The sequence below is a fragment of the Teredinibacter franksiae genome, assembly GCF_014218805.1.
GTDB classification, from domain to species: Bacteria; Pseudomonadota; Gammaproteobacteria; order Pseudomonadales; family Cellvibrionaceae; genus Teredinibacter; species Teredinibacter franksiae.
Genome location: NZ_JACJUV010000001.1, coordinates 3,302,947 through 3,324,524, shown reverse-complemented (window position 1 = coordinate 3,324,524; position 21,578 = coordinate 3,302,947). Strand labels below are relative to the sequence as shown.

18 protein-coding genes are annotated in these 21,578 nt (G+C 49.1%); 11 read left to right on the top strand and 7 right to left on the bottom strand.

The window, feature by feature from the left end; translation table 11 throughout:
• The 5 genes from H5336_RS14120 to H5336_RS14100 form a co-directional block, all read right to left on the bottom strand.
• Positions 1–825: a 23S rRNA (adenine(2030)-N(6))-methyltransferase RlmJ gene (locus H5336_RS14120; protein WP_185234914.1), complete on the bottom strand. Its 825-nt coding sequence runs from the start codon at positions 823–825 to the stop codon at positions 1–3.
• A gap of 134 nt (positions 826–959) precedes the next feature.
• Positions 960–1,271 carry a DUF3144 domain-containing protein gene (locus H5336_RS14115; RefSeq protein WP_185234913.1) on the bottom strand — a complete coding sequence of 104 codons (312 nt, stop codon included), beginning with the start codon at positions 1,269–1,271 and terminating at the stop codon, positions 960–962.
• 68 nt (positions 1,272–1,339) lie between these two features.
• A complete protein-coding gene (locus tag H5336_RS14110; RefSeq protein WP_246439303.1) occupies positions 1,340–1,600 on the bottom strand; it encodes an EAL domain-containing protein in 261 nt (86 codons plus the stop codon).
• A gap of 471 nt (positions 1,601–2,071) precedes the next feature.
• Positions 2,072–2,830, bottom strand: coding sequence for an alpha/beta fold hydrolase (locus H5336_RS14105; protein ID WP_185234911.1), 759 nt, complete (start codon positions 2,828–2,830; stop codon positions 2,072–2,074).
• Positions 2,831–2,845: 15 nt separating this feature from the next.
• Complete coding sequence (locus tag H5336_RS14100) at positions 2,846–3,181, bottom strand: DUF1820 family protein (protein WP_185234910.1); 336 nt, start codon at positions 3,179–3,181, stop codon at positions 2,846–2,848.
• A gap of 182 nt (positions 3,182–3,363) precedes the next feature.
• On the opposite strand from H5336_RS14100, the gene miaB reads away from it, so the two are divergent.
• From miaB to H5336_RS14065, 7 genes are all read left to right on the top strand, one after another.
• Positions 3,364–4,722, top strand: coding sequence for a tRNA (N6-isopentenyl adenosine(37)-C2)-methylthiotransferase MiaB (gene miaB, locus H5336_RS14095; RefSeq protein WP_185234909.1), 1,359 nt, complete (start codon positions 3,364–3,366; stop codon positions 4,720–4,722).
• A gap of 197 nt (positions 4,723–4,919) precedes the next feature.
• On the top strand, positions 4,920–5,921 hold the full coding sequence (locus H5336_RS14090; RefSeq protein WP_376766545.1) for a PhoH family protein: 1,002 nt from the start codon (positions 4,920–4,922) through the stop codon (positions 5,919–5,921).
• A gap of 6 nt (positions 5,922–5,927) precedes the next feature.
• Entirely contained in the window at positions 5,928–6,419 is a 492-nt protein-coding gene (gene ybeY / locus H5336_RS14085) for an rRNA maturation RNase YbeY (RefSeq protein WP_185234907.1), read from the top strand.
• An 85-nt stretch (positions 6,420–6,504) separates the two neighbouring features.
• Complete coding sequence (locus H5336_RS14080; RefSeq protein WP_185234906.1) at positions 6,505–7,389, top strand: CorC family transporter; 885 nt, start codon at positions 6,505–6,507, stop codon at positions 7,387–7,389.
• Complete coding sequence (lnt, locus tag H5336_RS14075) at positions 7,373–8,932, top strand: apolipoprotein N-acyltransferase (protein WP_185234905.1); 1,560 nt, start codon at positions 7,373–7,375, stop codon at positions 8,930–8,932. The genes H5336_RS14080 and lnt overlap by 17 nt, the downstream gene beginning before the upstream one ends.
• Before the next feature lie 113 nt (positions 8,933–9,045).
• Positions 9,046–10,953: a di-heme-cytochrome C peroxidase gene (locus H5336_RS14070; RefSeq protein ID WP_185234904.1), complete on the top strand. Its 1,908-nt coding sequence runs from the start codon at positions 9,046–9,048 to the stop codon at positions 10,951–10,953.
• A 178-nt stretch (positions 10,954–11,131) separates the two neighbouring features.
• Complete coding sequence (locus tag H5336_RS14065) at positions 11,132–12,010, top strand: DUF6279 family lipoprotein (protein WP_185234903.1); 879 nt, start codon at positions 11,132–11,134, stop codon at positions 12,008–12,010.
• A 64-nt stretch (positions 12,011–12,074) separates the two neighbouring features.
• Here the strand turns inward: H5336_RS14065 and H5336_RS14060 are convergent, their stop codons facing one another.
• On the bottom strand, positions 12,075–13,031 hold the full coding sequence (locus tag H5336_RS14060; protein WP_185234902.1) for a lytic murein transglycosylase: 957 nt from the start codon (positions 13,029–13,031) through the stop codon (positions 12,075–12,077).
• A 379-nt stretch (positions 13,032–13,410) separates the two neighbouring features.
• On the opposite strand from H5336_RS14060, the gene leuS reads away from it, so the two are divergent.
• From leuS to H5336_RS14040, 4 genes are all read left to right on the top strand, one after another.
• Positions 13,411–15,870, top strand: a complete 2,460-nt coding sequence (leuS, locus tag H5336_RS14055; RefSeq protein WP_185234901.1) for a leucine--tRNA ligase — start codon at positions 13,411–13,413, stop codon at positions 15,868–15,870.
• 242 nt (positions 15,871–16,112) lie between these two features.
• Positions 16,113–16,604, top strand: a complete 492-nt coding sequence (locus tag H5336_RS14050; protein WP_185234900.1) for an LPS-assembly lipoprotein LptE — start codon at positions 16,113–16,115, stop codon at positions 16,602–16,604.
• Positions 16,605–16,610: 6 nt separating this feature from the next.
• Positions 16,611–17,660, top strand: a complete 1,050-nt coding sequence (holA, locus tag H5336_RS14045; RefSeq protein WP_185234899.1) for a DNA polymerase III subunit delta — start codon at positions 16,611–16,613, stop codon at positions 17,658–17,660.
• A 27-nt stretch (positions 17,661–17,687) separates the two neighbouring features.
• Positions 17,688–18,026 carry a hypothetical protein gene (locus H5336_RS14040; RefSeq protein ID WP_185234898.1) on the top strand — a complete coding sequence of 113 codons (339 nt, stop codon included), beginning with the start codon at positions 17,688–17,690 and terminating at the stop codon, positions 18,024–18,026.
• 168 nt (positions 18,027–18,194) lie between these two features.
• Here H5336_RS14040 and H5336_RS14035 read toward each other — a convergent pair whose 3' ends face one another.
• Positions 18,195–21,566 (bottom strand): response regulator, encoded by a 3,372-nt coding sequence (locus H5336_RS14035; RefSeq protein WP_185234897.1) that lies wholly within the window; start codon positions 21,564–21,566, stop codon positions 18,195–18,197.
• Between the last annotated feature and the right edge of the window lie 12 nt (positions 21,567–21,578).

The window sequence follows — 21,578 nt, the reverse complement described above, 5'->3', positions numbered from 1 at the left end:
CTACTCCGCCACCAATTCCACGCACCGACACCTACCCACCCCATCCTCACTTAAGGATTTTGAAAGTTCCGGCACAACGCTGTTGAACGTATCGGCCAATGTCCAAGGCGGGTTCACAACAATCATTCCCGATGCCTGCATACCCTTTTGCTCATCCTCACCCACGCCCATTTCAAACAACTGTACATTGCGAAGACTGGAATTTTTCACTTTCCTTTCCAATTGCTCCACCTGCTGCCGCTCCACAACGGGGTACCACAGTAACATTACGGTTTGGGGCATTTTGTTGTAGGCTTTCTCCATTACCTGTACAACCCTCTGATAATCAGATTTTATTTCATAAGAAGGATCTATCAATACAAGTGCCCGCCGACTTTTATTGGGTAACAAACGCAGGAGGCCCGCAAAACCATCAGCCTGCTCGACAAAGCTTTTTCGTTTAGAGGCACAATGCTTTTCAAGTTCAACAATGGTTTGAGGGTGAAGCTCAAACAACCAGGCTTGGTCTCCCGCGCGCAGCAATTTATTCAAGATGGCCGGCGAACCGAGATAACAGTGGCTTTTCAGGCTATCTTCAACCAGCGCATGATATTCGCTTAACCCGGGGTGAGCGGCCCAATCGATTTTGAGTACCCCACCTTCGTATTCAGCCGTTTTCTTGGCAAGAGTAGAATTCAGCTGATATAGGCCAGCGCCTGCGTGAGTATCAATATAATCGAAGGGGTTGTCTTTTTTTTGTAGATATTTCACACACTCAATCAGTAGCCAATGCTTAAGCACATCAGCGTGATTACCTGCGTGGTAGTGGTGTTGATAACTTAACATGGTGCAAACATCCAATAACTAATCGAGCAATTTTACCCGATTTCCCTCCTCTACTGAATGTTTTTGAATTACCTTGAATCAGCGCCAGCGTATGTGATTTGAGCATAATTCAGGCTAAACATGCAGGGTAACACCTAGTCATCCGCTTTAAGATACACCTTATAATTTTCGCCATAGTCAGCCATATTTTCTTCCAGTAACTTCTGGAATTCTGACGTCAGGTGGAGAATCGAATCCTCACTGTCTTCGAGAAAATCCTTACGCGATTCAGACATACTGGCGATATTAAAGGCGCAATATCTAGCGGCTGCATACATGGCCGCAGAACGGATAACGCCAGGATCACCGTCTTCCACAGCCTTGTTAGCGGCATCGATAAAGGTATCGACGGCATTCCAAAATTGCTGTTCCTCGGCACTCAGGTTGCCGCCTTGTTTTTCACTCATGATAACCTCCCATTTTTAGACCACTGAATTAACTCGATTTCTGGCATAGGCCTACCAAATAGATAGCCCTAGAAGATTTTACACCCCATTTGCTTGAGATTTTCAAATTGTTGCTGAGTTTCAACACCGTCGACCACTAGCTCTAGGCCCATATGACGACCAATCACTATCATCGAGCTGACCAGAGCCGAGGTTTGCTGACTTTCCATACTGCCTACAAATGCCTGGTCAATTTTAGACGTATTCAATGGGGAATCTTTTAAATACGTCAGCAGCGAATAACCTGTACCGAAATCATCCAGCGATATTTTTTTACAGCTATACCTCAACCAAAAAAGTTTGTTTTTGATGAGCGTAAAATTCTGCAAATTGGCCGACGCGTAACCTCCAGTGAAATTCTAGCGATGGCGATTTGTGCATTTCCAACCGATTTACGCAGCTTTTCTTCAACGTCTGGTCGAGCAAATTGCCACGCGGCAATAAAGTGATCAAGGCCGAGAAAAAATACGCTAATGCAGCGCGCCACGGAGGTTGCAGGAGCCGCAGAAAAAGCGTAGGCGCCAGCACTAAAGTAAAAAAAGACGACCCAGATTAACCCGTAACCGGGAGGCGTTCTTATAAGCCAGTAGAGCCGCCTGAAAACCCAGAAGGCCCATTACAGCGGAAATAAAAAATACAGGGATAACGGGCGACATTGGTAGCTTAAACAGTAGGGAGACTAGATGAGGGGCAATCCACCCCCCTAGTACTTTTAAGTGCAGCAGCTCTCTGTAAACTTGCGCGCCGGCATAAAAGAGGCCTTAGAGTAAAAATTTTAACAGTAGACGAGTAACCAAATCGGGCTTATCGGCATGCAGCCAATGGCCTGTATCAGCCACAATTTTGACCTTCGCCAATGGAAAGCGAGTGAGAATTTCGTCTTTGTGGTGAGGCTCTATATAGTTCGAGCGCCCCCCCTTCAGAAAGAGGGTCTGCCCGCGGAAACAGCTGCCACTGCGGTTACCGCCCACCAGCTTAGGGTAATGGTGATGCAGTGCTGTCAAGTTCATACGCCAGCTAAAGCGGCCTTCTTTTCGCACTAAATTTTTCAACAGAAAACTGCGCACCGCAGGCTCTTGTACATACTGGCGCAGCTGATCGTCTGCTTCGCTACGGCTTTTCAACTCATCCATATTCAGGGCGAGCAAACCGGAAAACACATCGTTATGGCGCGGCGCATAATGTACCGGCGCTATATCCAATACGGCCAGCCGGTCAACCACCTCTGGGTGAGTGAGCGCTAACTCCATAACTACTTTACCGCCCAAAGAATGACCAACAAAGCTAGCATGGCAAAAAGATTGCTTCTGTAGCCAGCGGTAAACGGTATCAGCCATTTCAGCCAAACTGGTTTGATCGGTATGGTCAGAGCGACCATGATTGGGGAGGTCGAGAGAATATATATGGTGGTGCTCTGCCAATTTGCGGGCAATACCCCCAAGGTTCTCCAAAGAGCCGAACAAGCCGTGAATCAGTACTACCGGCTTACCTGACCCGGCTTCTTTAGCATGGAGAGGCACTAGTAACGGCCCATGCTAATCGTTGCTTGGCTTGGGGGCTGGGCTAGGAAAAGGAAATTGAGCTATTTTATCGCCTGCCTTCACTTCGCTTACTTTCCCGGCACCTTCTTTTTCCACCTCATCGATGCGAATAATACTGTGCATAGGGATGTACGAACGCTTCACTCCGTTGAACTCATTTTTGAGTTTTTCCTCGCCTGGGTCTACTACCAGCTGAGTACGCTCGCCAAATACGAGTTCTTCCACTTCGATAAAACCATACATTTCACTTTGGTAAATCGCGCGTGCGTAAATTTCGTACACTTCGCTGCGGTTATAGAAAACCACTTTAAAGACAGGGTTGGATGACATGAAACTAAGACCTCAGAGCGCTGCAGCTTTTACCGGTGGTTCACCGATTTGCCGCACCGTGTAATACGTTTGAAGATTAGTACAATATGGGCACACATCGCCGTAATTCAAGCTGGGAATGCCTTCGCGCTGCCGCTATAATGCGCGCTCGATTTTTGACCAGTTTTTTTACAGAGAAATCCATGTCCAACACTAGCGCCCCTACCAAGAAACTCTTCATCCAGACACACGGCTGTCAGATGAACGAATACGATTCTGCCCGCATGCAGGATTTGCTGGGGGTCTCCCACCAGATGGAGCCAACAGACAACCCGGAAGAAGCCGATGTACTGCTGGTGAATACCTGCTCCATCCGCGAGAAAGCACAGGAAAAACTATTCCACCAGCTGGGTCGCTGGAAGCACTTAAAAGCGAAAAACCCAGACTTAGTTATTGGTGTGGGAGGTTGCGTTGCCAGCCAGGAGGGCGAAGCCATTGCCAAGCGAGCGCCGTTTGTCGACCTCATTTTCGGCCCACAAACCTTGCACCGTCTACCCGAGATGATGGAAACCCGCCAGGGTGATGGCGCAGTGATTGTCGATATCAGCTTCCCTGAAATTGAAAAATTCGACAACCTACCGGCACCGGAAGCCGATGGTGCAACCGCCTTTTTATCGATTATGGAGGGCTGCTCAAAATACTGTACCTTCTGTGTGGTGCCCTACACCCGTGGCGAAGAGGTGAGTCGTCCACTAAAAGACGTACTCCAAGAAGCGGCCCACCTAGCAGGCCAAGGCGTTCGCGAGATAAATTTATTAGGCCAGAATGTGAATGCCTATCGCGGCGAAGGCCCCGAGGGCATTGTCGACCTAGCTGAGCTGATTACTTTGGTCGCCAAAATTGAGGGGGTGGATCGCATTCGTTTCACTACCTCACACCCGGTGGAATTTACGGACAGTCTCATTAACGTCTACGCCGAAGTACCCGAGCTGGTCAGCCACCTGCACTTGCCGGTACAAAGCGGTTCCGACCGCATTTTAATGGCGATGAAGCGTGGCCACACGGCACTGGAATATAAATCCAAAATGCGCCGCATTCGCGCATTGCGCCCCGACATCAGCTTCTCGTCTGATTTCATCATCGGTTTCCCAGGTGAAACCGATGCCGATTTTGAAGCCACCATGAAGCTCATTGCCGATATTGGCTTCGATATGTCATTCAGCTTTATCTATAGCCCCCGTCCCGGCACACCGGCTGCTGATTTACCCGACGGCACCCCCGATTCCGTTAAGAAAGAACGGCTCTCTCTGCTGCAACAACGAATTAATCAGCAATCTCAGGAAATCAGCCGTAAGATGGTCGGCAATACCGAGCGAGTCTTGGTGACCGGTTACAGTAAAAAAGATCCAGGACAACTTTCTGGCCGTACAGAAAATAACCGTGTAGTGAACTTCCGCTGTGACCAACCGCAGCTAATTAACAAATTCGCCGACATTCTGATTGAAGAAGCCCTACCCAATTCACTGCGTGGCATTTTATTAGGCTCAGAACTGGATGACTGACACGGAGTTGCGGTAGGCTAAACCTTAACAATACGTTGCTGGCGCTATTCTCACCTAGTACCTGAGTACAGACAGAATATTGCACACAGGCGCGGGGGTAAAAAGCATCACTCACCCGTGCGTCTAATCATGTGCCATCCCCGAAAGCATTCAGTCGATTCCCAAAATAAGCAGGAATGACAAAAAAGAGAGACTAGATAACCCCCTTGAATACACCTTACAACCCATCCAGCTTAAGCTTTTCGCTGGAACCCACAGACTCACGCCGACTGGCCATCCTCAGCGGCCAATTTGGCGCTCACCTCAAACAAATCGAAAAACGCATGGAGGTCGAAGTCATCCATCGCGGTAGCAATTTTGCGGTGAATGGCTCCAAAGCCGAAAACGCCACTAAAATCATTCAGCAGCTCTATAAACAAACCACTAATGGTCAGGAATTAACGCCTGACGAAGTGCATCTGGCGATACAGGAATCACTAATGGAATCAGTTGCAGTAGAAGACGCCAAGCAAGCCCTCGACACCGCCAGTATTATTCGCACCAAAAAATGCACCATCAAACCCCGTGGTGGCAACCAAAAAGGCTATGTGGCCGCGGTGCGCACCAACGACATCAATTTCGGCATAGGCCCAGCGGGCACCGGTAAAACCTACTTAGCCGTGGCTTGTGCAGTTGAGGCACTACTGAAAGATGAAGTTGAACGCATACTACTGGTTCGCCCTGCGGTAGAAGCGGGTGAGAAACTTGGCTTCCTACCGGGTGACCTCGCACAAAAAGTCGACCCCTACCTGCGCCCGCTTTACGATGCACTCTACGAAATGCTCGGCTTCGAAACCGTAGCCAAATTTATCGAGCGCAATGTTATCGAAGTAGCTCCGCTGGCCTATATGCGCGGCCGCACGCTCAACAACTCTTTCATCATTCTCGACGAAAGCCAAAACACCACACGCGAACAAATGAAAATGTTCCTTACCCGCATTGGTTTTGGCTCTACCGCGGTTATTACCGGTGATCCGTCGCAGATAGACCTACCACGCGGCATAGCCTCTGGCCTCAAGCATGCAATCGAAGTATTGGATAACGTAGAAGGCGTAAGTTTCACGCTTTTTACGGCTAAAGACGTCGTTCGCCACCCTATAGTGCAACGCATAGTAGAAGCGTACGAAGCCGCTGAAAAGCGTGCAGAAAAAAACAACTAAGCGGCTGTGGAACGCGTATCGCTAGATCTCGATAATGCATCCTCTATTGCCGACAAAGACCTGCCCTCGCCCGAAGATTTCGAGCGCTGGCTTATACCCTGCCTAGCACCCGAGCGCTTTAGCTCAACGCTAGCCCCAGTCGAAAAAAATAACCCGAGCCTCAGTATTCGCATTGTTAACGAAACCGAGAGCCAAACCCTGAACAACCAGTATCGCGGTAAGAACAGCGCTACCAACGTACTATCCTTCCCCTGCGATCTCCCTCCTGAAGTGGAACTGGAGTTGCTGGGTGATTTAGTAATCTGCGCACAGGTTGTTGCCCGAGAGGCGCAGGAACAGGGTAAATCCATAACGGCCCATTGGGCCCATATGACAGTTCACGGCTGTCTGCACCTGTTAGGTTTTGACCATATTGAAGATTCAGACGCCGAAATAATGGAAACACTCGAAACTGCCATCCTAAAGGCGCTGGACTTCCCCGCGCCCTATGAACAATAATCCCAGAAAGTCGGATGAGCCCACTGCGGGCTCAACTGATATTGCCGGGACAATTCTTTCCCCGTATTAGGAGATAAAAAACATAATGTCGGAAGACCCGTCGAGTAGTCACTCGTCCAATGACGAACCCTCGCGCCACCGGACCTGGTTACAACGCCTGCTTGCCAACTTCGCCAGCGAACCTAAATCCCGCGCCGAATTATTGGATATTATTAAAGGTGCCGCCAACAATAAGGTGGTAGACCAGGAAGCCTTGAATATAATCGAAGGCGCTCTGGACGTAGCCCAGCTGCAGGTTCGCGAAATAATGATCCCCCGCTCGCAGATGGTGGTCATCAAAGACGATGAGTCCCCCGCTGAGTTTTTACCCAAGGTTATTGAAAGCGGGCACTCACGCTTCCCGGTTATAGGTGAGTCCAGCGACGACATTAAGGGCATCCTTCTCGCAAAAGACCTATTGCCGCTCATTCTGAAAGGTCACGAAGGTTTTAACATTACCTCCGAATTACGTATTGCGAATATTATTCCCGAAAGTAAACGCCTAAACGTATTGCTTAAAGAGTTTCGCGAAAACCGCTATCACATGGCGTTGGTTATCGATGAATACGGAGGCATTTCCGGATTGGTAACCATTGAGGACATTCTGGAAGAGATCGTGGGTGAAATTGAAGACGAAACCGACGAAGAAACCGACGACTTTATTCGCCAAGTATCCGATTCCGACTACCTGTTAAAAGCTCTCACCCCCATCGAAGAATTCAACACCTATTTCAAAACCAAGTTCAGCGACGAAGAATTCGATACCATTGGCGGCATAATCACACGGGCATTTGGCCATTTACCCAGCCGTAACGAAACCGTCTTTGTCGGCGAATTTAAATTCCGCGTGCTCTATTCAGATAACCGCCAGGTTCACTTGTTGCGCGCCACGCGCACCAAGGAAACGGAAAAAAATGGCGACGGCAACTAACCCCACCACCAGAGAAATACTGCATCGATGGCCCGGAGATCTACTAGCCCTTATCTCCGGCGCCCTCATAACGCTGTCTCTGGCCCCCTACAACCTGTGGTTTTTCTCGCTGCTGGCAATAACGGTTTTTTGTTGGACCTTGCGTGGTCTGAGCAACCGTAGCGCTTGGTGCCGTAGTTTTTTCTTTGGCCTGGGCATGTACGGCAGCGGCGTATCCTGGGTGTATGTGAGCATTCACGATTTTGGCTATACCGGTATACCGCTGGCCATTGTAATGACCTTTTTATTCGTCAGCTTTCTCGCCTTGGTATTCTCCCTACCCTTTTATTTTTTCCAGCGATTTATGTCGCGCTCCCGGTTTGGGTTTTTATTGGGTTTCCCCGCCATATGGGTATTGGGCGAATGGCTGCGCAGCTGGTTTTTAACCGGCTTTCCCTGGCTCTATCTGGGTTATGGCCATATCGATAGCTGGCTTGCGGGCTGGGCACCGGTTACCGGCGTATTCGGACTTTCATTTATTGTGGTAATAACCTCAGCGGCTGTCGCCAGCGTACAGCAGGATTTTGAAAACTTGAATAAACGCCGGTACCTGTTCAGCGCTATATCGCTGTGCACCGTAGCAAGTCTGTGGCTTGCTGGCCTGCAACTCCAAAACCATGAATGGACCCACCATACCGAAGCCGACAAGCGTACGGTCACACTGGTGCAACCCAATATTCCGCTGGAGATCAAATGGAACTCCATGTATCGCCCCGCCATTTTGCGACAACTGCGAGAGTTAACCGACCCTCACTGGCAATCTGACATTATTGTGTGGCCTGAAGCGGCTATCCCACTGATGTACCACGAGGCCACCGATGTTATCGAAGAGCTAGAGCAGGATTCCAAGGAGAACAACACCGCAATTATCAGCGGTATTCTTTACGATGACACCCAACTAATGGCCTATTACAACGGTATAGTGGGTATGGGCGCGGCAGATAATATTTATTTTAAGCAGAGGTTGGTGCCCTTTGGTGAATACGTGCCGCTGGAAAAATACTTGCGCGGACTCATCGCCTTTTTTGATTTACCCAACTCAATTATTCATGCTGGCCCGAATAACCAACAGGGGATAACAGTCGGTGACTATTCTATAGCGCCTTACATTTGTTACGAGATTGTCTACCCCGATCTGGTAGCGAGTAATCTTGGCGATGCACAATTAATGGTCACTATCAGTAACGATGCATGGTTTGGCAAATCTATTGGGCCGCTGCAACACTTTGAGATGGCTCGCATGCGGGCGTTGGAAAACGGCCGCTACCTTATTCGCGGTACTAACACCGGCCTCAGCGGTATCTTTTCTCACAAGGGCGAAATTATGCTCCAAGGCACCCCGTTTGTTGCAGAGAGTATTACCGGTAACATTTACCTCACCCGAGGCGTAACACCCTTCACTTTAACCGGCTCCAAACCCACTATAGCTCTTTGCATTCTCATGCTTTTACTCGCCATATTTTTTCAACGACGCCAGTTAAGAGTTGCGCACTTGCCGCTTTAAAGCTTTACTTAGCAGTTGAAAAAACGCCACGGCCAAAACATGTAGTTTTATGTCATGGTTGTACCGTATTAGCCAAACGCTCAATTCAAACAATAAAATTCAGGGCCCTTACCATGGCAAAACTATTTAAACCGCGCACATTTCTGACCGTTTTTATCGCTATTTTCCTTGTTTCGTCTGCCGTTTATTTATTTCGATGGGTGACAGCACCACAAGACCGCGGCGCGAAACCCGCCGAAGCCGATTTTTTTGGTGACAGTGTGAACACCATTGCCTACCTAGACCAAAACTGGGGCCCGCTAGACAGCCTGTGGTTCTACAACACCACTCAAGGCTCAGACTTAATACCCTACGACCTTTTTATCCACCTGGAGCAGGCGAACAGCGAAGAACTGTTTCGCGCCGATGAGAACATTCTGCGTTACCGCTACCTAACGCAAAAACCTAGCTGGAATAACCCCGACGGCCTACCAATCGGCATCGTAAAAGACAGCTATCGCGGCAATGACTATATCGGCTTCACCTGTGCGGCCTGCCATACTGCACAAATTAACTACCAAGGCTTGGGGATACGCATCGACGGCGGGCCGGCGATGTCAGACATGGAAGGCTTTTTGATTGCATTGGAAGCCACGCTAACCGCCACCCTTAACAACAGCGCCAAACTGGAACGCCTAAACCGCAATATGTTTGGCGACGCCCAGGAAGAAACGCTGGAGAAAACCCGTGAAATGGTGGTTGCTGCACGCCTGAAACAACAAGCCTACAATCGCGTAAACCAACCTACCCACGGCGACCAAACCGTGCACTACGGCTACGCCCGCCTAGACGCCTTCGGCCGTATTTATAACCGCATACTCGGCCACCTAGCCGGCAGTACTAACTTCAATCCCGCCAGTGCACCGGTGAGCTATCCGTTTCTATGGGATACACCACAACACGATTTTGTGCAGTGGAATGGCGTAAGCGAGAACGCCAAAACCGGCGCACTCGGTCGCAATGTAGGCGAGGTTATGGGCGTTTTCGGCACGATGAACCTGGAAAAACAAACCAAAGATAACGGCTACCCATCATCGGTGGACGTCAGAAATATCATCCGCTTGGAACGCCATCTTACCAAGCTCGAATCTCCCCTATGGCCGCAACAGCTCCCCTCCATCGACCAAACCAAAGCCAAGCAAGGGCGCCAGGTTTATGATCAATACCGCTGTCAGGAATGTCATCAAGAGATAGACCGCACCGATCCCAAGCGCACAGTACAAGCGCAAATGGCATCACTACCGCTCATTGGTACCGACCCGCAAATGGTGATGAACGCCGTCAGTTACGGCGGTAAATCCGGCTATTTTGAAGGATTACCAGTAGACCACGATAAACCCGAAGGCCCCAAATTCGGCACCGATAGCAAAGCGCTGCCGCTAGTCGCAGAAGCGGGTCGCGGTGTTGTAACACAACCCGATCTCGACAAGCCCGCTATCTACCGAGGCCTGCTGCGCATGATCGACGTGCTGGGCTCTATCATGGACAACCCCGCACAGACCGGTGACCGCCAACTAAACTTTGAAAGTAACACCAACCCGGCGGAGTACCTTCTCGCCTACAAAGGTCGCCCGTTAAACGGCATTTGGGCTACTGCACCCTATCTTCACAATGGATCCGTACAAAACCTGTATGAACTTTTCCTGCCTCAATGCAGCTCAGAGCAAATAACCGCAGAGCTTTCAGGCCGCGAATGTCGATCTACGCGCTTTACTGTGGGCAGCCGTGAATTCGACCCCGTAAAAGTAGGCTTTGCCAGTAAATCGGCCGAACGTTACCCGGATTTATTCGTGTTTGACACCAGCCTGCCCAGTAATAGTAACGCTGGTCACGAATATGCCGCCGGTAAAACACCGATGATCAAGCGTGACACCAACGGTAAGCCGCTGCGTGATGCCGATGGCCAATATCAAACTGAGTGGTTGCCACCGATTAGCGAAGAGGACCGTTGGGCGCTAGTAGAGTACCTAAAGACATTATGATACTCCGCTGATGAAAGCCGGCCGCTTCGCTTATGGAGTGGCCGGCAACCTTCTAAAACGCCGTAAACCAAACACCAGCCTCAGACATCCAGTCAATTATTTACAATTAGCCCAAAGCATTTCACCCATCCTCGTTTATAATCGCGGCTCTTATCCACGCTTCCAAACAGACAACTTCATGCTTACCTCTTGGCGCCAGATTCTCAAACGTATCACCCTTGTAACCGCATGCCTATTCCTGCTCAACGGCTGCACCACTAAGCTCGCCTACAATTTTCTAGACTGGGGTATTCTTTGGTATCTCGAAACCTATGTCGACCTAAACAAAGAGCAAAAAAACTACGCTAAAAAGCAGCTGGCCGAATTTCACCACTGGCACCGCACCACCCAACTCACCCGCTACGCGCTCTATCTGGAAGGCCTGCAAATGCGCCTGATCGCACGCAATATGACCGGGGAGATGATGCACGGTGAAATTGACGAGCTACAGGTGTACCTAGACGAATGCATCGTCAAGCTCACCCCCATGTTTGTTCAGCTAGCCTCAACACTAAGCGATGAGCAGGTTAAGGAGCTAATGAACAGCCTGCAAAAAGAACGCGACCAGTACCAGAAAGAATATGTCGATATCAGCGAGAAAAAATTACATAAGACGCGCACAACGGATTTAAGGGATCACCTCAATATCGCCATTAGCGGCTTCAATGCGGCGCAAAAAACCAAAATGCTGGAATGGAGTCAATCGCTACAACCGTTTGAAGAATTAACGTTAAAGCAACAGCAAATATGGGCCGATGAATTACAGGTGGCACTCAACCAAAGACAACAACGCCAACAGCTCGACAAAACCATTCGCAAGCTGCTATTCGTTCATACCGATCACTGGAATGAAGAACTGGAAAAGCGCATGGGTTACAACCAAGCATTAACCTACACCATGCTAGCAAACCTGCTCAATGAATTAACCACTGAGCAAAGTAAAAAAATGAACAAAAAGCTAACCGGCTATATCAGCGATTTTCGTGAACTGGCCATTGCCAAAGAAAAAAACAAATAGAAATGCACTGTGCTCGCTAAATAGGTAGTACGCCCACTACCTATATTACAAGCGCAATCAATAATTATTGCCGCAACCAATCATCAAGATCTTCTTGCTGCCACTGACGCACCTGTAACAAACCGTCGCTAACCACTTTCCAATACACGTCAATAATCTCAGTGGCCAGAGTGAAATACTGCTGGCTGCCGGTGGAAATATCCAACCCTGAAAGCACATCCTGCTCTACGGTATTTAGAAGATAGAGCAATTTTAATTCAATATTTTTGAATGCCTGCAAAGCACTAAAACCACCGGCAAGCTGCTCGTTTATACGCTCTGCCTGCCCGCGGAGTTTATCGCTTTGCTCGCGCGTGCACTGCAATAAAAAACGCAACTTGCGGTCGTTATAGAAATCGACACTGCCAATCGAAGCGGCATACACCGAAAGCCCGCGCACTTTGGCCAACTGCTCAATCATGTCAGGTAACTGGCGGGCGATAAAGTTCAGCATTTCAATTTTCTTGAAGTGCCTCGGGTATGCCGTGTCGCCCCCGGCTAGAGCCTCCCCAGCCTCCGGATCAGCACTAAACGGTTGCTCCAATTTTTTAGCCAATGAGACCAACATGACCTGCAACTGCTCAATCAAGTGCGTATGTAGTTCAAAATTATCGCTAACATTATCGTCTTGCCAATCGTGGCGAATGGTGGCCCATGCGAGATGCAGGTTTTGTTTATCGCGATCTGAGAGCAAGCCCCCGGTAGAGCGGGCAAAGCATTCCAGCATCGCCAAGCGCCTTGCCATATGCTGCTGAAGAGTGTCTAGGTCCTTAGTGAAGCTTTCATCACCGGCTAACACGCCCATGCTCGCGCCCCTGTGCTTCTGAACCACCTTGATCAACTGGTTAATTTGGATAATCAACGAAAGTAAGTCGTCGCCTTGGCGATAAAGGCAGCAGGTCACCTGGTATTCAGTGGTTTCGGCATCCTGCATACCAGCGGCGGATGGGGCAATCTCTAACGAAGACCGGGCTTCTAGCATTGGCTATCTCAACAGTTCTCAGTTCTTTTTCCGACCAATACATAAGGGCCAGTAAAGAGTGGGTCGATCATTACTTTCAACATTTCTGCAAAGGCCGTACCACCCTTAAACTATTCAACTCAGTAGCGGCAATAGCACTAAGATACCGCCAACCTTGCGTCAAAATCACAGGCCTAGGGCTATAAAAGTGAAAACACCCATACTGAGCGCCCTGTTTTAGAGCCGATATTGACAAACATGCCCCGTTTTAGCACTACACAGAGGTTTCAAGCACACAAGCACCCCTAACTTGACTTACTTTCACCCTCTGCAAACCCTATAATGTCGACCTTCTTTTTATCATCCAAACAAACTTCCTAAGCAGACAGCCAACCCACCCATGAAAGACCTCTACCAACCGTCGGAAATCGAACAGTCCGCCCAGCAATTTTGGGAATCCAGTAAGTGTTTTGAAGTAACCGAAGACCGGAGTAAAGACAAATTTTACTGCCTGGCTATGTTTCCCTACCCAAGCGGCCGGTTACACATGGGGCATGTGCGGAATTACACGATTACCGATGTGATCGCCCGCTTCCAAAGAATGCAGGGTAAAAACGTACTGCACCCCATGGGTTGGGATGCCTTCGGCCTGCCCGCCGAAAATGCCGCCATAAAAAACAACACCGCACCAGCGGCCTGGACCTACGACAACACCGACTACATGCGCAAGCAGTTGAAAGAGCTTGGTTTCGGCTTCGACTGGACCCGTGAAGTCACCACCTGTAAACCCGACTACTACCGCTGGGAGCAGTGGTTTTTCACCCGTTTGTATGAAAAAGGTCTGGCCTACAAAAAAGTATCGGCGGTTAACTGGTGCCCCAACGACCAAACCGTACTCGCCAATGAGCAGGTCATTGATGGCTGCTGCTGGCGCTGCGACACCGCGGTAGAACGCAAAGAAATTCCCCAGTGGTTTATTCGTATTACCGACTACGCAGATCAACTACTGGCCGACCTCGACAAACTGCCCAACTGGCCAGAACAAGTTAAAACCATGCAGCGCAACTGGATCGGTAAAAGTCGTGGTGTAGAAATGCGCTTCGACCTACTCGCACCGGTTGCCGGCATCGACAATTTCGAGGTGTACACCACCCGCCCCGATACCACCATGGGCATCACCTATGTCAGCCTCGCAGCCGAACACCCCATCGCCCTAGCCGCGGCCGAAACCAACACAGACCTGGATGCCTTTATAAAAGAGTGCAAAGTACAGTCGGTTGCCGAAGCTGATATGGCGAGCATGGAAAAGAAAGGCATGAACACCGGCCTGAAAGCCCTTCACCCCATTACCGGCGAAGAGGTGGACGTGTGGGTGGGTAACTACGTGCTAATGGATTACGGCTCCGGCGCGGTAATGGCCGTGCCCGCACACGACCAGCGAGACTGGGAATTTGCCAAAAAGTACGGTCTAGAGATTAAACAAGTCATCGCTCCAGCGGGCGATGAGCCCATCGATATAGACAAAGAAGCCTTCACCGAAAAAGGTATTCTGGTGCATTCCGGCGAATACGAAGGTCTAGATTTTAATGCCGCTTTTGAAGCCATTTCACAAACCCTTATCGCCGCAAAAAAAGGGCGTGTGACCACCAACTACCGCCTGCGTGACTGGGGTGTTTCTCGTCAGCGTTACTGGGGCGCACCTATTCCCATTTTCAATTTACCCGACGGTGGTGAAATTCCAGTACCGGCCGACAAGTTGCCCATGTTGCTGCCAGAAGACGTAATAATGGACGGCGTACAGTCGCCCATTAAGGCCGACCCAGAATGGAAAAAAGACGAAATAAACGGCCAGCCAGTTGAGCGAGAAACCGATACTTTCGATACTTTTATGGAGTCTTCCTGGTATTACGCCCGCTATGCCGCCCCCAGCGACAGCGGCATGCTTGATGCCGACATGGCCAATTACTGGCTGCCCGTAGACCAATATGTGGGCGGTATCGAGCACGCAATTCTACACCTGCTTTACGCGCGGTTTTTCCACAAATTAATGCGCGACGAGGGCTTAGTCGAATGCGACGAGCCATTTGAACGCTTGTTGTGCCAAGGCATGGTATTAAAAGACGGCACCAAAATGTCCAAATCCAAGGGCAATACCGTTGACCCCGCCGACCTAATTGAACAGTACGGTGCTGATACTGTTCGCCTGTTCACCATGTTCGCCGCACCTCCCGAACAGTCCCTTGAATGGACTGATACCGGCGTTGAAGGCGGTTTCCGCTTTTTGAAGAAACTCTGGAAAACCGTTGCCTCTCACATAAAAGCGGGCGAACCGGGCGAATTAAACCCAGCGGCTATCGAAGGCGCGCAAAAAGATTTGCGCCGTAAAACCCACGAAACCATTAAGAAAGTGTCCGATGACTACGGCCGCCGCCAAACCTTCAATACCGCTATTGCTGCTGTAATGGAGCTATTAAACGAAGTAAGCCGTCACGCCGACCGCAGCACGCCATTAGGCTTGGCCGTTGAGCGCGAAGCGCTGCAATCTGCGGTGTTGGTATTAGCCCCAATTGTTCCTCATATCTGTCACCAGTTATGGCGAGAATTGGGTAACGAAACATCGATTATTGACCAACAATGGCCAGGATTCGACGAAGCTGCACTCGCAAAAAGTTCCATAACCCTGATTGTTCAGGTTAATGGTAAATTACGTGCAAAACTCGATGCGCCAGCCGATGCTGACAAGGAAGCACTCGAAAAAATGGCGCTGTCCGACGAAAACGTAGCGAAATTTATCGAAGGAAAAATGATTCGCAAGGTCATTGTGGTACCCGGGAAACTAGTTAATATTGTGGCCAATTAGAGTAAAACGGGTTACGCGCACGGGTACTCCCATTCGTCACTCCCGCAGCTCGCTAGAGCGCGGGAGCCTACTTTATTTATGTAGTTATTATCAGGTTTTATGACAAGCCTATAGGTAGATACCCACGTAAGCGGGCATTACGAATAAAACAATGGTCTATGTTAATCGGGCACCGATGAAAGCCGCCTCACCGAGCGTGTTCACACCGACTCGGTGCATCGAATAAGCAGGTTAAAAAACACATGAAAAAAATACTAGCAACCATACTAATCCTAAGTATTACCGCCTGCGGTTGGCAGCTTCGCGGCCTGGAAAACGGTGTAAAAAATTTAGCGCCCCTTCCCTCCCAGCTAGACTTACAGCTTTATCAACGCAACAGCAAAATGGGCCAGTCACTCAAAAAACTTCTACGCGAAAAAAACATCGAGATCAGCTCGCAGGCGCCACTATCATTAATTATTGAGGTGGAAGACTTCGACAAACGCCCACTCGCCGTAACCGACACAGGCGTAACCGCCCAATACCAACTCACGCTGAGCGTACTTTATCGCTATCAAGCGAACCTCGGCAACACCTCAGACGAAGACATTACTCCCTCAAAGAAAATTCTCAGTTGGCGCAATTACGATTTCGACGCGAAATTAGTTGTTGCTAAAAACCAGGAAGAAAAAGCACTACTTGAGGAAATGCGCGAAGAACTCAGCCTGCGTATACTTGACACCTTACCCAGATAACAAACCATGCCAAAAATTCGCCCTGAACAAGTTGCCGCCACTGTAAAAAAATCACTGGCACCGGTGTATTTTGTTTTCGGCGATGAACCACTTATTGTTCAAGAAAGCTGCGATGCTATACGCACGGCGGCGCGTGAACAAGCCTTCATCGAGCGCGAACTTTATCATACCGATGCGGGTTTCAGTTGGGACGAGCTTTACAACAGTGCTAACGCCATGTCGCTTTTTGCCGACAAAAAAATTATTGAAATTCGTGTCCACAATGGTAAACCTGGAGATGCCGGAGGTAAAGCCATTGCCGAATACTGTGCATCCCCAAACGAAGAAACGCTGTTGCTAATCGTCAGCCCTAAGATCGATGCCCGCAGCCAAAAAAGTAAATGGTTTACTGCTATCGAAAACTGTGGCGCAACCATTCAAGTTTGGCCGATTGGTCCTCAGCAAATGGCGCGCTGGGTCGATCAACGCATGAAGCGTGCGGGCCTCAATGCCGACAGCGAAGCCATCGATATTCTCTGTGCGAAAACGGAAGGTAATCTATTGGCGGCCGTCCAGGAAATCGAAAAATTAAAATTAGTAGCCGAAGGCACTCTGATAGACGCCCACACCATGACCACGGCAGTAACCGATTCAGCACGCTTTGATGTTTTCGGCTTGGTCGACAAAGCCATGCACGGCGACAGCCGCGCTGCCGCCCACAGCTTACAAGGCTTGCGCGGCGAGGGCAGCGAGCCCCTAAGCTTGCTATGGGCTCTTGCACGCGAAATTCGCGCCCTGAATAGCATACGCGAAGCTATAGATAGCGGCGAACACTTCGACCGCGCCGCGCAGCGTAACGGCGTATGGGAAAAGCGCAAACCACTTTTTAAAGGCGCCCTTAGTCGTTTAAAAACCAGACAGTTACACGACTTGATTCGTAAAGCGGCTCTAGCAGACCGAGCAGCAAAAGGCATGGCCAACGGCGATGTATGGAATATACTTCTGGACATTGTGCTGGGGCTAGCCGGCACTCGCGTACTATCGGCTAAAAATCAAAAACTAGAATTTCGTAGTTAGTCGGCAAAGGATTATTGGGATAAAATAATGAAAGGGCCTAGTGTTAATAAAGTCTACCCAAAACTTAGCTATCTTCTCGGCTTGTTATTAATTCTATTAATCGTAACCAGCTGTACACAGCCACCCGAATTTTCTGCCTTAGCCGATTCTGAACCAGAAGTAAAGGAGGCATTTACTGTATTAAAGGGGTACCTCAAACGCAGAAATATGGAAGTGTCAGATACCGACGTAACCTCAAAATTAGTCGGAGACACGCTTATATTTCGCTGCGTAATTGCCGACGGCGAAAAATATTTCTCTATGCTAGCAAAAAAAAATGCTTGGCAGATTAAAGAAATTCCTCAATATGAACATGAACCGCAATAGCCACTATTTTTTCCCGCGATTACTTCAAATCCTATACATCTAAGAACGCTAGCAAAAGATTACCCCTTGCGCTGAAAATCCTCGCGCATTCGCAACAGCAGCTTTTCATAGGTAAGCGATAAAAGTCTAAATTTCGTGTCAGCCAAAATTTCAAGCCTCATAAACCCACTAAGCCATTTGCTCCTGAATACATTCCAGTAACTCGTCCTCCGACCAGGGCTTACTCAAATAGTTATTTACCCCGGCATTTTCAGCCATAATACGGTGCTTACTCGCCGTTCTTGAGGTGATCATGATAACCGGAATATCACGGGTATCTTCTCGTGAACGAAGGTGAGCCGTTAGCTCCAAGCCATTCATACGGGGCATCTCCAAGTCCACTAACATCAACGCCGGCTTTTTATCTGCGAGAACACTAATGGCCTCAAAGCCGTCTTTCGCTGTACGCACTTCCATACCTATATCCGACACAAATTGAGCAAGTGAACGGCGCGCACTCAAAGAGTCATCCACGATTAGTGCAATAGGTGATTCTTGATCGTAGTGCTGTTCACTTCGTGCAACCTTTTCGCGCTGTTCCCGCAGGCGGGAAAATTCTACCCCACTCATGCTCATGCCCGGTAACTCCTGTAAATCTACCACCGCTGCCACTGCGCCATCGCCCAATATAGTGGCGCCCACCACACCCTGCGGGTGATAAGTAAACTCATTGAGTGGCTTAATCACCATTTCCTGGCTCGCAATCACCGTTTGTACCGCCACCGCCACACGTTCACCGTCGGCCCGACGGATAATAAGCAACGCCGAAAGCGCTTTATCGGCAGAACGACGCATACCGGTTAGGTGGCTAAATTCAACTAACGCTATCGGCTCGCCGTCCAATGTAAAAACGGGGTTATCGGTATCGAGTTGTAACTCTTTGCGCTGAACATAAACAATTTGCTCGATATTACGCGTCACAACGCCAACAAACTGCCCTTCGCTCGAAGAAGAAACCGGCACCAAAATCGCGTGGCCGCTAATAATACTGGTGGGTACTGTAATACTAAAACAACTGCCTTTATCCACGCTTGAACTCACCGACAACTTGCCTTTCAATCGCCTCACTTCATTTACAACCGCATCCAAACCAATCCCACGACCAGAGGTTTGGCTGGCGCTAACGCATGTCGAGAACCCCGGCATAGTAATTAACTGATTCAGGTAAGACTCGTCAACCTGGTCACTGGGACTTATCAACCCCTTGTCTATCGCCAATTTTTTTATGGCCTCATAATTCAAACCACGGCCATCATCGCGACACTCAATGGTGACAGTTTCGCCGGTATGACGAAAACTCAAGGTAATTAGACCTTCTTCCACTTTTTCCTTTTGCGTTCGATCGGCAGCGCTGGCCTCAAGGCCGTGGTCAACAGCATTGCGCAACAAATGCATTATGGGGTCGGCAATAGTATTGAGAACACGGCTGTCGAGCAAAGTACTACTACCTTCTATTTCCAAGCGCGCTACTTTTTTGGTCATACGGCTAGCTTGTCGCACGCAACGATTAAAACGTGACACCATGGTGCTGACGGGAACCAGTCGCATCTGCAGCATAAGTGTCTGACTTTCACGATTTAACAATGTTTGCTGGTAAGTTAAGTCCTGCAACGTTGTTATCTGATCATCAATTTGGATAACAGCCTCATGGGAGTCGGTGGTAAGTTCTAATAGCTGATGCGAAAAACTGTGCAGTTCCGAATAGCGCTCCATCTCCAGTGGGTCCATTTCATCTTCACCCCACTTTTTTGATGCAGCCCGCAGCGCACTCTGGGTTTGCACCAACATTTCCAGCTCTGCTGCCATGATGTTAATTTTACCGTGATAGCCCTCGGCCAATTGAATACTGCTTTGTAAAGAATCGATTTGAGCCACCACCTGGGTATTGGTGATTTGCGATTCACCCGCAAGGCGTAACAACTCATGCGCTGTATTTTCGGCAAGGTGAAGAAAGTGCTTCTCACCCAGCTCTTCCTGCTGGACGGATTCGACAGGCATGCTTATTTGTTCCAATACAGGTTCAGAATTGGCTATGATCGGCTTCGCTTCGACTTCCACCTCAATCTCAACCTCAGCTGCAGCCTCAGCTTTTATCTCATCTATCACCTCGGGAATATCTTCTGCAATATCGTCATCCAGCGCCTGCAAATCAAACAAACTACTCTCGTCTTCGTCAGTCAGCACTTGAAAATCAAGATCATCATCGCAAAGGCCGTCGATTGGATCGTACTCCAACGCCTCGACACGGCTTTCTAACTGGCTTTCACTGTGCTCTTTTTGCCCATTCCCATCCAGCATTAATGCCGAAAGTTCAGCATCAAGCACGTCCAACGGTAGATCGATTTTCTGATCGTCGGGCTCCAGATAAAAACCTTCATCATTAACCGTGTCGATATGAATACCCAAAGTTTCACTAGGGATATCAACAACTGGCGGATTCGCAACCGATGCATTAACAACGGTTTCATCGACAACGGGTTTAACCGTAACCGCTTCAGCTACAATCGCTTCAACAGTAGCCGACAGGTTCACCTGCGCAGGAATTTTCGCTACATCATTGCTGTGATGCGGCGCAGCAGTATTTTTTTCTTGCTTTAAACCTCGCAGCCAATCGAGTACCTGCGCCATCACATCCTCAACATCTTCCGGCGCGGGGCCAATACCGCACACGTACTCGCCCATTGCAGCCAGGCAGTCCGAGGCATTGAGTAAAAGCTCGTCAAAACCTTCGGGTGCTTGCTGCCACTGCTTAACACCAAGCTCCAGTAAGTCTTCGGTAAAATGCATTAGGTTTGCAATAGCGGCAATACCGACAATATTAGCGGCACCCTTTAGGGTATGCGCCATGCGCTGAGCCTGATTTAGCTCTTCAAATTTATGTGAAGCCAGATAATCGCTAATAGACACTTCAAACTGCTCAACCTGCCGAGGCAACTCAATAATCAGGCCATCAACAAGCTCCTGGCGAACATCCGCTGGGAGTTGCAACGATGTCATTTCAGCCGTTATTTCCGTAGGGAAAGTTGCATCGTCTTCTAGCTCTTCCAGTTGGTTGTCTAGTAATCGGACCTGTAGGTTTTGGCGATCAGTATTTTGTAAATATTTAGGCCAAACGTTATCACCTACGGCATCCAAAAGATGATGGGTTGCCGTCAGAAGGTCCTGCGGGTTGCCAACCTGCTGCAAATAGCCTATCAATAATTTCGGCCAAGCTTTCAGCTGACCTCTAAGACCACTATCAATAGGTACCGGTGTATTTACTTGTAGGTCTTTAAAGTTTTCCACGAGGCAGCTACAAGTTTCCGCCAGCGCATCCAACCCGGCCAAGTCCAAAGCGTTAGCCAAGTGTTCCAAATGAACGGAAAATGTCTCCAGTAGCACCTGCTGACCAGCATGGTCATCGCCATCGAAAACATCTTTATCCATCTGATCAAGATCCAACAGCTCGTGCTGTAATAGATCGATAATTTCCTGCTGTTCGGTACTTAAAAAACTACTCATATTAGCGTACCA

What these genes read in the sequence shown, in the direction of transcription:
- miaB (WP_185234909.1), top strand. Translation starts at nt 3,364, where the DNA reads ATGTCCAACACTAGCGCCCCTACCAAGAAACTCTTCATCCAGACACAC.
- H5336_RS14080 (WP_185234906.1), top strand. Translation starts at nt 6,505, where the DNA reads ATGTCGGAAGACCCGTCGAGTAGTCACTCGTCCAATGACGAACCCTCG.
- lnt (WP_185234905.1), top strand. Translation starts at nt 7,373, where the DNA reads ATGGCGACGGCAACTAACCCCACCACCAGAGAAATACTGCATCGATGG.
- H5336_RS14115 (WP_185234913.1), bottom strand. Translation starts at nt 1,271, where the DNA reads ATGAGTGAAAAACAAGGCGGCAACCTGAGTGCCGAGGAACAGCAATTT.
- H5336_RS14065 (WP_185234903.1), top strand. Translation starts at nt 11,132, where the DNA reads ATGCTTACCTCTTGGCGCCAGATTCTCAAACGTATCACCCTTGTAACC.
- holA (WP_185234899.1), top strand. Translation starts at nt 16,611, where the DNA reads ATGCCAAAAATTCGCCCTGAACAAGTTGCCGCCACTGTAAAAAAATCA.
- H5336_RS14120 (WP_185234914.1), bottom strand. Translation starts at nt 825, where the DNA reads ATGTTAAGTTATCAACACCACTACCACGCAGGTAATCACGCTGATGTG.
- leuS (WP_185234901.1), top strand. Translation starts at nt 13,411, where the DNA reads ATGAAAGACCTCTACCAACCGTCGGAAATCGAACAGTCCGCCCAGCAA.
- H5336_RS14050 (WP_185234900.1), top strand. Translation starts at nt 16,113, where the DNA reads ATGAAAAAAATACTAGCAACCATACTAATCCTAAGTATTACCGCCTGC.
- H5336_RS14060 (WP_185234902.1), bottom strand. Translation starts at nt 13,031, where the DNA reads ATGCTAGAAGCCCGGTCTTCGTTAGAGATTGCCCCATCCGCCGCTGGT.
- H5336_RS14100 (WP_185234910.1), bottom strand. Translation starts at nt 3,181, where the DNA reads ATGTCATCCAACCCTGTCTTTAAAGTGGTTTTCTATAACCGCAGCGAA.
- H5336_RS14070 (WP_185234904.1), top strand. Translation starts at nt 9,046, where the DNA reads ATGGCAAAACTATTTAAACCGCGCACATTTCTGACCGTTTTTATCGCT.
- H5336_RS14040 (WP_185234898.1), top strand. Translation starts at nt 17,688, where the DNA reads ATGAAAGGGCCTAGTGTTAATAAAGTCTACCCAAAACTTAGCTATCTT.
- H5336_RS14035 (WP_185234897.1), bottom strand. Translation starts at nt 21,566, where the DNA reads ATGAGTAGTTTTTTAAGTACCGAACAGCAGGAAATTATCGATCTATTA.